The organism is Type-F symbiont of Plautia stali, from assembly GCF_059731105.1.
This window is the reverse complement of record NZ_AP035909.1, coordinates 1,774,940-1,790,564: the sequence shown is the minus strand read 5'-3', so window position 1 is coordinate 1,790,564 and position 15,625 is coordinate 1,774,940. Positions and strand designations below refer to the sequence as shown.

General features: G+C 57.2%; 12 protein-coding genes and 1 other RNA gene. 4 read left to right on the top strand and 9 right to left on the bottom strand.

All coding sequences use genetic code 11. From position 1 onward, the window contains the following. Positions 1-22: 22 nt before the first annotated feature. The gene (ydiJ, locus tag AC6I7A_RS08415; RefSeq protein ID WP_058956565.1) at positions 23-3,076 is read right to left on the bottom strand and encodes a D-2-hydroxyglutarate dehydrogenase YdiJ; all 3,054 of its coding nucleotides are present in this window, start codon (positions 3,074-3,076) and stop codon (positions 23-25) included. Positions 3,077-3,280: 204 nt separating this feature from the next. Here ydiJ and ydiK point away from each other — a divergent pair, with 204 nt between their 5' ends. Next, positions 3,281-4,399 carry an AI-2E family transporter YdiK gene (gene ydiK / locus AC6I7A_RS08410; RefSeq protein WP_058956566.1) on the top strand — a complete coding sequence of 373 codons (1,119 nt, stop codon included), beginning with the start codon at positions 3,281-3,283 and terminating at the stop codon, positions 4,397-4,399. Positions 4,400-4,691: 292 nt separating this feature from the next. Continuing rightward, positions 4,692-4,799: antisense sRNA RprA (rprA, locus tag AC6I7A_RS08405), an RNA gene on the top strand. Between the two features lie 78 nt (positions 4,800-4,877). Here the strand turns inward: rprA and ppsA are convergent. Further along, the gene (gene ppsA, locus AC6I7A_RS08400; RefSeq protein WP_009090516.1) at positions 4,878-7,262 is read right to left on the bottom strand and encodes a phosphoenolpyruvate synthase; all 2,385 of its coding nucleotides are present in this window, start codon (positions 7,260-7,262) and stop codon (positions 4,878-4,880) included. Positions 7,263-7,692: 430 nt separating this feature from the next. Between ppsA and ppsR the strand changes: the two genes are divergently transcribed. Together ppsR and AC6I7A_RS08390 are read left to right on the top strand one after the other, a co-directional pair. After that, the gene (ppsR, locus tag AC6I7A_RS08395) at positions 7,693-8,520 is read left to right on the top strand and encodes a posphoenolpyruvate synthetase regulatory kinase/phosphorylase PpsR (RefSeq protein WP_058956567.1); all 828 of its coding nucleotides are present in this window, start codon (positions 7,693-7,695) and stop codon (positions 8,518-8,520) included. A gap of 153 nt (positions 8,521-8,673) precedes the next feature. After that, positions 8,674-9,720 (top strand): 3-deoxy-7-phosphoheptulonate synthase, encoded by a 1,047-nt coding sequence (locus AC6I7A_RS08390; RefSeq protein WP_058956568.1) that lies wholly within the window; start codon positions 8,674-8,676, stop codon positions 9,718-9,720. 7 nt (positions 9,721-9,727) lie between these two features. Here AC6I7A_RS08390 and AC6I7A_RS08385 read toward each other — a convergent pair whose 3' ends face one another. The 7 genes from AC6I7A_RS08385 to ihfA all read right to left on the bottom strand — a co-directional run bounded on the left by AC6I7A_RS08385 (position 9,728) and on the right by ihfA (position 15,624). After that, positions 9,728-11,179 (bottom strand): protein adenylyltransferase SelO, encoded by a 1,452-nt coding sequence (locus AC6I7A_RS08385; RefSeq protein ID WP_058956569.1) that lies wholly within the window; start codon positions 11,177-11,179, stop codon positions 9,728-9,730. An 85-nt stretch (positions 11,180-11,264) separates the two neighbouring features. Further along, positions 11,265-12,011, bottom strand: coding sequence for an EAL domain-containing protein (locus AC6I7A_RS08380; protein ID WP_058956570.1), 747 nt, complete (start codon positions 12,009-12,011; stop codon positions 11,265-11,267). Between the two features lie 294 nt (positions 12,012-12,305). After that, the gene (locus AC6I7A_RS08375; RefSeq protein WP_009090526.1) at positions 12,306-12,764 is read right to left on the bottom strand and encodes a C40 family peptidase; all 459 of its coding nucleotides are present in this window, start codon (positions 12,762-12,764) and stop codon (positions 12,306-12,308) included. Positions 12,765-12,832: 68 nt separating this feature from the next. After that, complete coding sequence (btuD, locus tag AC6I7A_RS08370) at positions 12,833-13,582, bottom strand: vitamin B12 ABC transporter ATP-binding protein BtuD (protein WP_058956571.1); 750 nt, start codon at positions 13,580-13,582, stop codon at positions 12,833-12,835. Further along, on the bottom strand, positions 13,583-14,128 hold the full coding sequence (locus tag AC6I7A_RS08365; protein ID WP_058956572.1) for a glutathione peroxidase: 546 nt from the start codon (positions 14,126-14,128) through the stop codon (positions 13,583-13,585). It lies immediately after the preceding gene. Between the two features lie 40 nt (positions 14,129-14,168). Next, complete coding sequence (btuC, locus tag AC6I7A_RS08360; protein ID WP_058956573.1) at positions 14,169-15,152, bottom strand: vitamin B12 ABC transporter permease BtuC; 984 nt, start codon at positions 15,150-15,152, stop codon at positions 14,169-14,171. A gap of 169 nt (positions 15,153-15,321) precedes the next feature. After that, positions 15,322-15,624: an integration host factor subunit alpha gene (gene ihfA / locus AC6I7A_RS08355; RefSeq protein ID WP_003853259.1), complete on the bottom strand. Its 303-nt coding sequence runs from the start codon at positions 15,622-15,624 to the stop codon at positions 15,322-15,324. Position 15,625: the final 1 nt, after the last annotated feature.

The window sequence follows — 15,625 nt, the reverse complement described above, 5'->3', positions numbered from 1 at the left end:
CGTGACGTCGCGCACAATTTTTTTACATTAATGCTAACAAAGCCTGAAGCGGATGACGCATGCCGTTGCCTTCCACACGTTTGACCTGACTGCGGCAGGAGTAGCCGGTCGCCAGACAGCGCTGACGCGGCAGCCGCTGAAGCTGCGGATGCCATGAGAGCGCATAGATCCCCAGCGAGTTCTCCAGGTTTTTGCTTTCATGGCCGTAAGTTCCGGCCATGCCGCAGCAGCCGACGTTGATATTCTCCAGTTTCGCACCAAACCGGGCAAAGATATCCTGCCACTGACCGGGGGCTGAGGGCAGCGCAGTCACCTCGGTACAGTGCGCAAACAGATACCATGACTCGCCGCCCGTGGCCTGTACGTCACGCTCTGCCAGCGCCCGCTGCAGCCATTCATGCACCAGTAAAACAGTAAAGTCGCCGCGTGCGTCGCCCAGCGTCTGACGATACTCATCGCGATAGCAGAGCACGGTGGCCGGGTCGACCCCGACCATCGGCAGGCCCAGTTTTGCCACCCGGTTGAGGAAGTCGGCCGTCCGGGCTGCGGTTCGGGCAAAGCGCTGCAGGAAGCCTTTAACGTGCTGCGCTTTACCATTGGGTGAGAATGGCAGCAGAACCGGACGATAGCCCAGCTTCTCAATCAGCCGGATGAAGTCACTGACCAGCTGCGCCTCATAGAAGCTGGTAAAGGGGTCCTGAACCACCAGCACACAACGCTCACGCTCCGCGGCGGTCAGCGCTTCCAGCTGCTCCAGCGTCATGTTCATCGCCGGATGTCCGCTGAGCTGCTGCTTCAGATTGGGCGCAGAGAGCAGAGGCAGGTCGACCATGCCGATATGCGTTTTGCTCAGCTCTTTCAGCCACGGCTGGCGCAGGAAGAAGTTAAACACTTTGGGTGCCTTCGCCATCAGCGGCGCATAGCTCTCAACCGCTGCCACCAGATGGTCGCTCGCCGGACGCAGATAGCGGGTGTGGTAGAGCTGCAGGAAGCGTGAGCGGAACGCAGGCACGTCGATTTTGATCGGACACTGGGTGGAGCAGGCTTTACAGGCCAGACAGCCTGACATCGCCTCTTTGACCTCATGCGAGAAGTCATACTCCCCTTTGCTGGCATGCCAGCTGTTGCGGGTACGGGCGATCAGGGCGCGCAGCGACAGACGGCTTTCCGGCAGCTGCTTCTCCAGCATCAGCGGATCGACGCCCTGCCCGGCCAGCAGCCGCAGCCACTCCCGCGTCAGGCTCGCCCGTCCTTTGGGTGAGTGAATACGGTTGCGGGTGATCTTCATGGACGGACACATCGGGCTGCGGGCATCGAAGTTAAAACATAACCCGTTACCATTACACTCCATCGCGCCACGCCACTCATCCCGCACCGTTAACGGAATCTGCCGATCCCAGGTGCCACGCTTGACCGCATCAACCTGCATCATCTCGTCATGACGGTTGAACGGGGTACAGATCTTGCCCGGATTAAGACGGTTAAGCGGGTCGAAGGCCGCTTTGATGCGGCGCAGTTCGTTAAACAGCGTTTCGCCGAAGAAGGCCGGACTGTACTGAGCGCGGAACCCTTTACCATGCTCTCCCCACAACAGGCCACCGTAGCGCGCGGTCAGCGCCACCACCTCGTCGGAGATCTGTTTCATCATCATCTCCTGCTGCGGGTCGCACATATCCAGCGCCGGACGGACGTGCAGCACGCCCGCATCAACGTGTCCGAACATGCCGTAACTCAGACCGTGGCTGTCGAGCAGCGCGCGAAACTCGACAATGTAATCCGCCAGCTTCTCGGGCGGCACGGCCGTGTCTTCCACAAAGGGGATCGGTTTTGCCCGCCCTTTGGCGTTGCCCAGCAGTCCGACGGCCTTTTTACGCATGTTATAGATGCGTTCGATGCCCTCCAGGTCGTTACAGAACTGATAGCCAATCACACCGCCCTGCTGCTGCGCCATCAGCGCATCGAGGCGGGCACTGAGCCGTTCAATCTGCTGGTCGATCAGTGCGGCGTTGTCACCGGCGAACTCAACGATGTTCAGCCCCTGCATCTCTTTATCGGGCACATCGGCGATCAGTTCACGCACCGAGTGCCAGACGATATCTTCACGGGCCAGATTGAGCACCTTAGAGTCCACGGTTTCAACCGACAGCGCCTGGGCTTCTACCATAAAGGGTGCATTGCGCAGCGCAGAGTCAAACGAGTCATATTTGATGTTTACCAGCCGCCGCACTTTTGGCAGCGGTGTGATATCAAGCCGGGCTTCGGTGACAAACGCCAGCGTACCTTCCGCGCCACAGAGCAGCCGCGTCATGTCAAAGGTCTGCATGTCATCGCTGAAGACATGGCGCAGGTCATAACCGGTCAGGAACCGATTCAGCTTTGGAAACTTTTCCAGAATCAGCGCCCGGTGTTCACGGCAGCGGGTCAGAACCTGCTGATAGAGCCGCCCTTCGGGTGTTGCCGTCTGCGCCAGCGTTTCCGCCAGCGCGGTGGCCATCGGCCGCGTATCCAGGATATCGCCGCCCAGCAGCACGGCGCGCAGGCCCAGCACATGATCCGAGGTCTTGCCATACACCAGCGATCCCTGCCCCGAAGCATCGGTGTTGATCATACCGCCCAGCGTCGCCCGGTTACTGGTGGACAACTCCGGGGAGAAGAAAAAGCCGAAAGGCTTCAGCCAGGCATTGAGCTGATCTTTGATCACGCCCGCTTCCACCCGCACCCACCGCTCTTCCGTATTGATCTCCAGAATGCGGTTCATATAGCGCGACATGTCGACCACAATCCCCTGATTCAGCGACTGCCCGTTTGTACCGGTGCCGCCGCCGCGCGGTGTAAACACCAGGCTGGCAAAGCGGGCCTCTCCCGCCACGCGGGCGAGCAGCGCCACATCCGCGGTGGAGCGCGGAAACAGCGCCGCGTCAGGCAGCAACTGATAGATGCTGTTATCGGTGGAGAGTGAGAGACGATCGGCATAGCTGGTTGCCATGTCGCCGGTAAAACCCTGCTCTTTCAGCGACTCAAGGAACGTCAGCACCAGTTGAACGAGGCCCGGTGCCTGCGAAATCTGTGGGATCATGATTGTCTGACCGAAGGTGTTGTAAACGTTTGCGTTTATGCGTTAGCGATTTCCCGTTTTAACATATTTTTTCTGCGTCTGCCGTTTTTTCAGAAAAGCCAAAACCTTTCTCGGTAACGCTGTTTAATCCTCAGTAAATAGATCATGATGAAAACCGGCATCGCTATGCCGGAAAATGAAGGATTAAGACGAGGTTATGAGTCAATGATGAAAAGCCAGTACCGGGATATGGATTTACCGCAGATTCTCTTTACCCTGATGTTCATTCTGCTGCTGATTGTCGCCTGCCTGTGGGTGGTGCAGCCGTTTATTCTGGGCTTCGCCTGGGCCAGCATGGTGGTCATTGCTACCTGGCCGCTGATGCTGAAATTTCAGCGACTGCTGTGGGGACGCCGTTCGCTGGCTGTGATCGTGATGACCCTGCTGCTTTTGCTGCTGTTTATCATCCCTATCGCCCTGCTGGTCAGCAGCCTGATTGATAACAGCGCACCGGTCATTGCGTGGGTCACGCAGGGGCACACGATGCCGAAGCTGGTGTGGCTCAGAGAGATCCCGATGGTCGGCAAAAAGCTTTATGTCAGTTATGACACCCTGGTGGCGAGCGGCGGGGCCGGGATCATGGCCAAGATACAGCCCTATATCGGGCGCACCACTGGCTTTTTTGTCGCTCAGGCCGGTCATTTCGGACGCTTTATGATCCATCTGGGCGTGATGTTACTTTTCAGCGTGCTGCTTTACTGGCGCGGTGAGCAGGCCGCTCAGGGCATTCGCCACTTTGCCTTTCGTATGGCCGGACGCCGTGGGGATGCCGCCGTGCTTCTGGCGGCGCAGTCCATTCGTGCCGTGGCGCTGGGCGTGGTAGTCACGGCGCTGGTACAGGGCGTACTCGGCGGTATCGGTCTGGCTATCTCCGGTATTCCCTACGCCACGCTCTTAACAGTGCTGATGATCCTCTGCTGTCTGGTCCAGCTCGGCCCGCTGCTGGTGCTGGTTCCGGCCATCATCTATCTCTACTGGAGCGGCGACACCACCTGGGGAACCGTGCTGCTGGTCTGGAGCTGTGTGGTGGGCACGATGGACAACGTCCTGCGTCCGATGTTAATTCGTATGGGTGCCGATCTGCCGATGATCCTGATCCTCTCTGGTGTTATTGGTGGTCTGTTTGCGTTTGGCATGATTGGTCTTTTTATCGGACCGGTGGTGCTGGCGGTCTCTTATCGTCTCGTTTCCGTCTGGGTGCATGAAGCGCCGGCCCCGGATAACGATCCGCAGGTGGTGGCGGAAGCCCTTGCCGATCACGATGGCACCCCGCCCGCTGTGTGATACGGAACGGTAACAGGTTCTCCCGACAGCCTGTTTAAGGATTGATTAGTGCGGTTAATGATGATTAACCGCACACCCCCCTGCGGATCGGATAAATTTCCCTTTCCATTAGCGATTTTTAAGAAAAAAGCCATTTCCGGCCCAAAACAGACCTTTTTCGGCTAAAAAAGATTATTTTCTGCACTGTTTCTTAAGCCAAATGGGGGAGTTTAGGGGGCAAAAGATTATCGGCTTTAAACTAATAAGAGGATTCTTAAAGACGCCAGCCAGCCATATGAATAACATGTTTCCTATGTTCGAAATCAACTTACTGATTTCTAAACAACCTTATTCCCCTGAGTAGAGTAAAGAATTGCTGTGTGTAGTCTTTGCCCATCCCCTGTGATGGGCTTTTTTTTTGCCTGAATCTGACCAGCAATAAAAAGAAAAAGGCCCGCAATGCGGGCCTGAAGGTTTGACAACAGCAGCGGTGAGGCCGTCAGGCCGTTTTCTTTAACTGCGCCAGACTCACCCAGGTTTCCACGACGGTGTCCGGGTTGAGCGACAGACTGTCAATGCCCTCTTCCATCAGCCAGGCGGCGAAATCCTGGTGGTCAGACGGTCCCTGGCCGCAGATGCCCACATATTTCCCCTGCTTTTTTGCGGCCCTGATCGCCATCGACAGCAGTGCCTTCACCGCCTCGTTTCGCTCATCAAACAGCGCAGAAACCACGCCTGAGTCGCGATCCAGTCCCAGCGTCAGCTGCGTCATGTCGTTAGAGCCGATAGAGAAGCCATCAAAGTGCGCCAGGAACTGCTCCGCCAGCAGGGCATTCGATGGGATCTCGCACATCATGATGATCTTCAGCCCGTTCTCACCGCGCTTCAGCCCCTGACGCGCCAGCTCCTCCACCACCGCCTGCGCCTGGTCCACCGTGCGCACGAACGGAACCATGATTTCAACGTTGGTCAGGCCCATCTCATTGCGGACACGTTTTACCGCTTCACACTCCAGCGCAAAGCAGTCCCGGAAGCTATCGGCCACATAGCGACCTGCGCCCCGGAAACCGAGCATCGGGTTTTCCTCTTCCGGCTCATAACGTTCGCCGCCCACAAGGTTGGCATATTCGTTAGTTTTAAAGTCGGAAAGTCGGACAATTACGCGTTTCGGTGCGAATGCCGCGCCAAGGGTAGCAATTCCCTCGGTCAGGCGGGCGATGTAGAACTCCACCGGATTATCAAATCCTTTGGTCATTTTACGAATCTGCTGCTGCAGTTCCGGGGTCTGCTGGTCGAACTCCAGCAGCGCTTTCGGATGCACGCCAATCATGCGGTTGATGATGAACTCCAGCCGCGCCAGGCCGACACCTTCATTCGGCAGACAGGCAAAATCGAAGGCACGGTCGGGATTACCCACGTTCATCATGATTTTCAGCGGCAGTTCAGGCAGTGAGTCAACCTGAGAGCTGGTGATATCGAAGTCCAGCAGGTCATCATAGACATAGCCGGTATCGCCTTCGGCGCAGGAGACGGTAACATTGTGCCCCTCTTTCAGCCGATCGGTGGCGTCACCACAGCCCACTACGGCCGGAATGCCCAGCTCACGCGCGATGATCGCCGCATGGCAGGTTCGTCCGCCCCGGTTAGTGACGATAGCGGATGCCTTCTTCATGATCGGTTCCCAGTCCGGGTCGGTCATGTCGGTCACCAGCACATCCCCTTTCTCAATCCGGTTCATTTCGCTGATATCGTGGATGACCTTCACCGTACCGGCGCCGATACGATGACCGATAGCACGGCCTTCCACTACCACGCTGCCCTGCGCCTGCAGGGTGTAGCGCTCCATCACCTGACCGTTTGAACGCACGGTTTCAGGACGAGCCTGAACGATAAACAGCTTGCCGGTGTGACCATCTTTGGCCCACTCAATATCCATCGGGCGCTGATAGTGCTGTTCGATCAGCACGGCCTGCTTCGCCAGCGCCTGCACCTCTTCATCGTTCAGGCAGAAACGATCGCGTTCGGCCTCGGGCACATCTTCAATCCGCACCTGCTCACCGTGGGCCTGAGAATCGGCGTAGACCATGCGAACCTTTTTCGACCCCATGTTGCGGCGCACGATAGCGGGACGATCGGCTGCCAGGGTCGGTTTGTGGACATAGAACTCATCCGGGTTAACCGCACCCTGCACCACCATTTCACCCAGCCCCAGTGCAGCCGTGATAAACACCACCTGATCAAAGCCGGATTCGGTATCAATGGTAAACATCACGCCAGACGCGGCCAGATCCGAGCGTACCATGCGCTGAATGCCGGCGGAGAGCGCCACACCGCGATGATCGTAGCCCTGGTGGACGCGGTAGGAGATAGCACGGTCGTTAAACAGCGAGGCGAAGACGTGCTTCACCGCCACCATGACGGCGTCAATACCCTGCACATTCAGAAAGGTCTCCTGCTGACCGGCAAAAGAGGCATCGGGCATATCCTCTGCGGTTGCCGAGGAGCGGACGGCAAACGAGGCGTCATGATCATCGGCAGAAAGCTGCTCGTAGGCGTCCAGAATGGCGGACTCCAGTTCCGGCAGGAAGGGGGTCTCAACCACCCACTGACGAATCTGTTTACCCGCTTTGGCCAGCGCTTCGACATCATCAATGTCGGTTTCATCCAGCAGCGCATAGATACGCTGGTTCAGCCCGCTTTGATCCAGGAAGAGGTTAAAGGCGTATGAGGTCGTCGCAAATCCGTTGGGCACGGAGACACCCAGCGACGAGAGATTCGTGATCATTTCACCCAGAGAGGCATTTTTGCCGCCCACCCGATCAACATCATGCATGCCAAGCTGGTTATACCAGAGCACGAGTGGCTGTGCGTCATTACTGGCCATTAAGCGTATCCTTTTTAATGAATGGGGACAGGGAGTCATCTGTCCTCAGCCTGGCATATCACTTAAGCAATCACGATCTGTTGAATCGTTAAAGCAGAATTTCAGAAGCAGTTTCGGAATTGTGAGCGTTTTATTTTGCCGTTGCGCAAAATCGCCATTTTTACCTAACTCATTGATATTTTAATGTAAGTTAAATTTTCCCTTATCAGGGCGCTGTTTTTTGTTGCGCAACAAACCCGCGCAGACGCTGCCAGAAAACCGCCCCTCAGACGGTTAAAACAGCAAAATTCCCGCGTTCGCTTTTTAGCCAGTGCCTTGAATCTCCGGATAAATAACCCGGATAGCGATTCCAGAAATGAACATCCGGCATGATTTTTTTCGCCGCATGACGCATGCTGATAACTCACTCTTGTTCAGGACAGAAGCGGTTATGACAACTGACAGAAGCGTTTTCTATATTTCCGATGGTACCGCCATCACGGCTGAAGTGCTGGGCCATGCGGTGTTGTCGCAGTTCCCGGTCAATATCACCAGCCTGACGCTGCCGTTTGTTGAAAACGTCCAGCGGGCGCTGGCGGTTAAAGCTCAGATCAACGCGCTGTATCAGCAGAGCGGCGTCCGGCCGCTGGTCTTTTTCTCGATAGTCACACCGGAAGTGCGCGACATCATCGTGCAGAGCGAGGGCTTCTGTCAGGACATCGTACAGGCGCTGGTCGCCCCGCTGCAGCAGGAGCTGGGTTTAGCGCCTGCGCCAGTGGCTCACCGCACCCACGGTCTGGATGCCAGTAACCTGGGGAAATATGATGCCCGCATCGCGGCGATCGATTACGCCCTGGCCCATGATGACGGCATCTCGCTGCGCGGGCTGGAGGATGCGCAGGTGATCCTCATCGGCGTCTCACGCTGCGGCAAGACGCCCACCAGCCTCTATCTGGCGATGCAGTTTGGTATCCGTGCTGCCAACTATCCGTTCATTGCTGACGACATGGACAACCTTAAGTTGCCGCCCGCCCTGCGCGCGCATCAGAACAAACTGTTCGGGCTGACCATCGATCCGGAACGGCTGGCGGCCATCCGCCAGGAGCGGGCGGAAAATACCCGTTACGCCTCAATGCGGCAGTGCCGGCTGGAAGTGGGCGAAGTGGAGGCCCTGTTCCGCACCCACCAGATCCGTTATCTGAACAGCACCAACTACTCGGTGGAGGAGATAGCCACAAAAATTCTCGACATCATGGGTCTGACACGCCGCATGTACTAGGAAGCGGGAGCGGGCAGACGATGTAAAGCGTTGCTGCCGTCGGTTCTGATTTCATTATCAAATTCCGGGTTGAATTCGCACCCTGATGGTTTATTGTGACCACCATCACTTCCCGGTATTTCACCGCTGCGAAGAACCGTTTTCGAGAAACTCATGAATAAAACTGACGAACTGCGTACCGCGCGCATTGGTAATCTGATTACGCCTGCCAGCCTGGCGGCTGAGCACCCTGTCTCTGCGGCGATTGCCGATAATGTCACCGCAGCCCGCAAACGTATTGCCCGTATTCTGACCGGTGAAGATCCCCGCCTGCTGGTGGTGATCGGCCCCTGCTCGCTGCACGATCCCCGAGCGGCGCTGGAGTATGCTGAGCGCCTGAATGCGCTTCGCAGTCGCTATGCCGACCGACTGGAAATTGTTATGCGCGCTTACTTTGAAAAGCCGCGCACCGTAGTGGGCTGGAAAGGATTAATTTCCGATCCGGATCTGGATGGTCGTTATGATGTGAACCGTGGCATCTCTATTGCCCGCAAGCTGCTGATCGACATCAACGCCCTGGGCCTGCCTACCGCCACCGAATTTCTGGATATGGTGATCGGCCAGTTTATTGCCGACCTGATCAGCTGGGGCGCGATTGGCGCTCGCACCACCGAAAGCCAGATCCACCGCGAAATGGCCTCCGCCCTCTCCTGCCCGGTCGGCTTTAAAAACGGCACTGATGGCAACGTCCAGATTGCCGTGGATGCGATTCGTGCCGCGCGCGCCAGCCATATATTCCTCTCGCCGGATAAGCTGGGCCAGATGACCATTTATCAGACCAGCGGCAATCCGCATGGTCATGTAATTCTGCGTGGCGGTAAACAGCCCAACTATCATGCCAGTGACGTCGCGGCGGCGGCTGAGAGTCTGTCAGCCTTTAATCTGCCAGAGCAGCTGGTCATCGATTTCAGTCACGGCAACTGCCTGAAGCAGCACCGTCGCCAGAGGGATGTGGCCGCGGATGTCGCGGAGCAGATCAAAGCAGGCTCGCGTGCCGTGGCAGGCGTTATGATTGAAAGTTTCCTGCAGGAGGGCAATCAGAAGGTAGTGAGTGGTGAGCCCCTGGTTTACGGCCAGTCGATTACCGATCCCTGCCTCGGCTGGGAGGATAGCGAAGCTGTTCTAGCCCTGCTGGCCGAGGCGGTTTCTCACCGCCTCTGAGTCTCTGTCAGCTGGAGCAGCTCACCTCAAGCGTTTTACCCCAGTCTGGTGGCCGCTGACGATAGTCGGCGGCTGTTTCATCACTAAAGGGTTGCTGCAGCGCCTGGTGCAGACGCGCCAGCGCCCCCTGCTCTCCTCGCTCAGCCTCTTCAATCGCCTGCTGTGCTAGGTAATTTCTGAGTATCACCGCCGGGTTTGCCGCCTTCATCACCGCCTGACGCTCCGCATCGCTGACCTGTTCATCCATCAGGCGGCTGCGGTAGCGCTGATACCAGCGGTCAAAAGCCTCACGATCAATGAACTCATCCCGCAGCGGTGAGCGGCTTTCCGCCTGTTGCGTCTCACTCAGTTTCCGGAACGTCAGGGTGTAATCGCTGTGCTCCTGCGTCATCAGCGCCAGCAGGTCGGTCAGGATCTGATTGTCGCTGCTCTGCTGGGTCAGTAAACCGAGTTTAGCCCGCATCCGCTCTCCCCACACCCGCATCAGTTCAGGTTCATAGGCGCTGAGTGCCGTGCGCAGTTGTTCAGTCGTCAGCAGCCCTGACAGCGCATGAGCCAGGCGGTTAAGGTTCCACATGCCTATCATTGGCTGATTTTCAAAACTGTAGCGCCCCTGATAGTCGCTGTGGTTGCAGATAAAGTCAGGCTGATAATCATCCAGAAAACCATAGGGGCCGTAGTCGATGGTCAGGCCCAGAATCGACATGTTGTCCGTATTCATCACGCCATGCGCGAAGCCCACGCTCTGCCACAGCGCAATCAGCCGGGCAGTGCGCACCACAACGTCGGTAAACCAGCGCTGATAGCGATCCGCCTCCTCCACCAGATGCGGCCAGTGATGGCGGATGGCGTAGTCGGCCAGCTGCTGCACTTTCTCCTGCTGCTGGCTGTAAAAGAAATGCTCGAAATGACCAAAGCGCAGATGGCTGGGTGAAATGCGCATCAGCATTGCACCGCGCTCCGCCGTTTCACGGTAAACCGGCTCATCGCCAATCGACAGGGTCAGGGCGCGCGTGGTGGGGATCCCCAGATGGTGCAATGCTTCAGAGGCCAGGAACTCGCGAACGCTGGAACGGATCACCGCCCGCCCATCCCCCATGCGGGAATACGGGGTCAGGCCCGCGCCCTTAAGGTGCCAGTCAAGTTTCTGGCCATCCTCTGTGCGCTGTTCTCCCAGCAGGATGCCGCGCCCGTCGCCCAGCTGACCGGCCCAGACGCCAAACTGATGGCCACTGTACACCTGGGCCAGTGGCTGCATGCCGGGCAGCAGTGCCGCGCCGTGCCAGACGTCATGCCCGTTACCGGCGAAGAGTGCGCTATCCAGCCCCATTGAGGCGGCCAGCGGGGCGTTATGATAGAGCAGGCGTCCGCCTGCCAGCGGCGTAGGGTTAAGCGCGGTGTAGCATCCGGTAAGCTCCCGGAACCAGGTATTGTCAAAAGATAGCTTGCCTGAGGACATTGTTTCTCCCATGCGATGCTCAGCGAGACGTCGGTTTGCTAAAACCTTCAGTGTAACGCTGATATCGGGGATTAAACAGGTTCCATCAGCCAGGATGCTGAGAAGAGGGTCGGCGACTGTCGGCGCGGATCAGGGAACGCAACGCGTCAGATTTGACCACCGGGAACAGTGCGCCCTGAAAATCGACCCCACTGAGCTGGCTCACTTTATCCAGCAGCCGATCATCGTCGATGCCGCAAATAATCAGCCGGTCACAATGGGTGCGGAAATTATCGATAATGCTCTGCATGAACGGCACAAACGACGCGCGCTTTGCCAGGGAGTGAATAAACTCTTTATCCAGACAGATCCAGCTGAATAAATTATCGTAGACCGCATTCGAGGGTGTTTTGCCAGCCCCAAAATGGGAAAGCGCTAAATTAAACTCATCATGCAGGCTCGCCAGCAGCGGATTATTTTTTCCGAGCTTCAGCTGCGGAAACGTTTCAGTGATATTCAGCAGAATGAAGGGCAGCTGCTTTATTTTGCGCATCACTAATTCGCTGGCCAGCAGCGTCCGGGCCATCCCTTCATCAATACGGATAAATGCGGAGACGTCATGCGACTCGAATAACGCACGGTTCTGCTCCAGCAGGCTAATCTGACTTTGCAGCAGGCGTAACTGCTGCGACTCATCGAGCTGCGGCAGCAGCAGATCCTGAGGCAATGTGATCGGCGCACTTTCATGCACAAACTGCGTAACCAGCTCAACAGCAGCCAGCCGTCCGTCAGCATCACAGACAGGATAAAACCAGATTTCCGACTGATAGTCGGCCGAAAGATGAATTTTCATTTTAATGCCAGAATATGCGGCGATGTTGATATCGTATAGTAATGGTCAGGCTCAGGCAATAGCGCCAAATCATTGAAGAGACGACCTTCTTTGCCCTTCCACCACCGTTTGCCAGCCGGGGATGACGCTTAAGCCAAATAGTGACGACAAAACTGCGCTTATTAGCGGAATTAAACCAGCATTTATTATGCCTAATAAAATCTCCGCTCAAAAACTGTCATTTAAAATAAAACTTTTAACGGCTGTTTTTTCTCTATTTTAAATTGGACTTAAGTCTTATTTCAGACTCTCCGGTTAAATACGGCGAGCCTGCCAGAAGACTTTGCGCCAGTAGACGTTGTCCAGCGAGGAGCGGATTACCCCCTGGCTGGTGGAAGCATGAATAAAGGCATTATCACTGTCGTAGATGCCGACATGCAGGCCATTCTCCCCGCGACCGGTTTTAAAGAAGACCAGGTCGCCGGGCAGCAGTTCATCTTTACTGATACGGGTGCCGATATCACTCTGTGCTGAGGTGGTGCGCGGCAGTTGCAGCGCAAAGCGGTCGCGGAAGGTCAGATAGACAAAGCCAGAGCAGTCGACACCGTTGCGGCTCATGCCGCCATAGCGATAGGGCGTGCCGTGCCAGTGACCGAGCTGGTCGTTCAGCTCTGCAATCACGGTAATCGAGTCGGAGAGACGACCATTAATCGGCGGGGCGTGATGACTGCATCCCGTCAGCAGCAGAACCAAAATCAGCAAACCCAGGCGCATCGCCAAATGTCCTTATCAGAAGTTGCAACCGGTTTAATGTAGCGGTAAAGCCCGCCGGGTAGCAAGTGTCAGGGCAGGACGGTCAGCAGCCTGCGTCCTTCAAGCTCAATCTGCCGGAAGGCGATGCCATAAAGCGGTGTCAGCCGCTGCGGCGTCAGAACCGCGGCCGGTTCGCCCTGCGCAATGACCTGTCCCCTCTCCATCAGCCAGACCTGATTTGCCTGATGCAGCGTGTGGTTAAGATCGTGACTGCTGGCGATCACGCTGATGCCCGCCGCACAGAGTCCGGCGATCAGATCGTCTACCGCTTTCTGCTGGGCGATATCCAGCGCGGTCATGGGCTCATCCAGAATCAGCAGCCGTCCGTCTGGATTGATGCGCGGATCAATTTGCAGGCAGACCGCCGCCAGGCGGACACGCTGCCACTCCCCGCCGGAGAGCCGGGTCAGTGAGTGGGTGAGTTTATCCTGCAGCTGAAGCTGCAGCAGCAGCGCGCTGAGCCGATCTTCATCCTGCGCCCCCCTCTGTTTCAGATGCAGCCGTAAATAGTGCCAGACCGGCATCTGACTCAGGGGGGCCTGCTGCTGAGGAAGCCAGCCGCGAGCCCGGGCCAGCGCCGGGCCGCTCCACTCGGACAGCGGACGGTTATCCAGCACGATCCTGCCGGACGCGGCCTGCAGTCCGGCAACAACGCTGAGCAACGTGCTTTTTCCCGCGCCGTTCGGACCGGCGACATGCAGCAACTGACCGGCGGCAAGCTCACCGTTCAGTGAGCACAGCCGCCCGGCGAGCGCCACCTGTTGCAGGCGCAGCAGCATCTATTTCGCTAGGGCCTGCTTAATGGTTTCCAGAATAATGGGATCTTCCGGCGTCATATCAGGCGCGAACCGCTGGACAACGCGACCGTCCCGGCCAATAACGAATTTTTCAAAGTTCCACAGGATGTCGCCCGGCGCTTTCGGTCCGCGCCCTTTGCTCACCTGACGCTCGTAAAAACCGCTGCCTTCGGGACGAACGGCGTCAGGAAAGGCCGCGATCAGCTGAGCATAGAGCGGGTGACGCCCTGCCCCATTAACGTCGGTTTTGGCAAACATCGGGAATGTCACGCCATAGGTGGTGCTGCAGAAGGTTTTGATCTCTTCGCTGCTGCCAGGCTCCTGCTCCAGAAACTGATTGCAGGGAAAACCCAGTACGCTGAAGCCGTGATCCTGCCAGGCCTTCTGCAGATTCTCCAGCTCCTCATACTGCGGGGTGAGGCCACATTTCGAGGCGACGTTTACCACCAGCAGTACCTTGCCCTGCCACGCAGAGAGCGTGGTTTTTTCACCATCAAGCGTAACCAGTTCAGTGTCATAAATGTTCATGCTGAATTCCTGTTGTGGATGCAGAGTAGCCAGCCGAAAGCTAGCGCGAAGATTTTACCAGTAAAAGAATAAACAGCGGCGCGCCGAGTGTCGCCGTGACCACACCTATCGGTAATTCGGCCGATGTCAGCGCCAGACGCGCGACAATATCGGCCGCTAACAGCACGCCTGCGCCAGCCAGCGCAGAGGCGGGCAGCAGATAACGGTGATCGCTGATGCCGCTCAGCCGCAGCAGGTGCGGGATCACCAGCCCGACAAAACCAATGGCACCGGCCATGGCAACGCTGATACCGACCAGCCAGCCCATCGCCAGCACCAGCAGATTGCGCCAGTAGAAAAGAGAGAGACCGAGCTGACGAGCGGAGATCTCCCCCAGCGCCAGCAGATTCAGTATGGGTCCCGTCGCATTCAGGGCCAGCATCACCGGCAGCAGCGCCAGCATCATGCCGCCATAGCGCCAGTCAACGCCGCTGAAGCCGCCCATCATCCAGTACATCAGCTGACGCAGGTCGAGGCTGGTGCTGAAGTAAACGGCCCAGGTCATGATGGCACTGCAGATAATCCCCAGCGCCACGCCCGTGAGTAACAGCCGGGTCACCGAGAGCTGACGATGCGCGAAACAGAGCAGGATCAGCGTAATCATGAGTGCTCCGGCCATCGCGGCCAGGCCGAGGCTCCACAGCGAGCCGCTGCCCAGCAGCACGCCCAGCACCAGACCGATGCCCGCTCCGTTTGAGACGCCCAGCAGGCCAGGCTCGGCCAGCGGATTGGTAAACAGCGCCTGCATCACGACGCCGCACACTGCCAGGGATGCACCGACCAGCATCACCGCCAGACTGCGCGGCAGCCGCAGCTGCCAGACAAAGAGCCGGCCGCTCTCCGTAAACCACTCTGAGGGCGCGATCCAGCTGTCACCGGCACACAGGCTGCCACAGAGCAGCGCAAGCAGCATAAGAGCTAAAGTAATAAGCAATTTCTGGCCGCGCTGGTCGGCCTGAAGCGCGAGCGGGTCAAGCAGAGACATAGGCTGGATTTGCTGAGAAAACAGAGATTTGATTGTAGTGGGATTGCAGAAAAAAGAAAGGTGGTTGAGGCGGTGTGCGCCCTGCTGGCAGACGGGGGCCTCAGCGCAGTCCCGGCGGGTGAGACCATGAAAAAAGGCCGCTTGCGCGGCCTTTTTGAAACGCTGAAATTCAGTCAGTCTCTTTGGGTGTAGCGTTCTCTACGCGGCTTTTCAGCTTCTGTCCCGGGCGGAATGTCACTACGCGACGCGCGGTGATCGGAATATCTTCCCCCGTTTTCGGGTTTCTGCCAGGACGCTGGTTTTTGTCACGCAGGTCAAAATTGCCAAACCCAGACAGTTTTACCTGTTCTCCATTTTCCAAAGCGCGACGTACCTCTTCGAAAAACAGCTCTACTAACTCTTTGGCATCGCGTTTGCTCAGCCCGAGTTTCTCAAACAGGTACTCTGACATCTCAGCTTTTGTAAGCGCCATA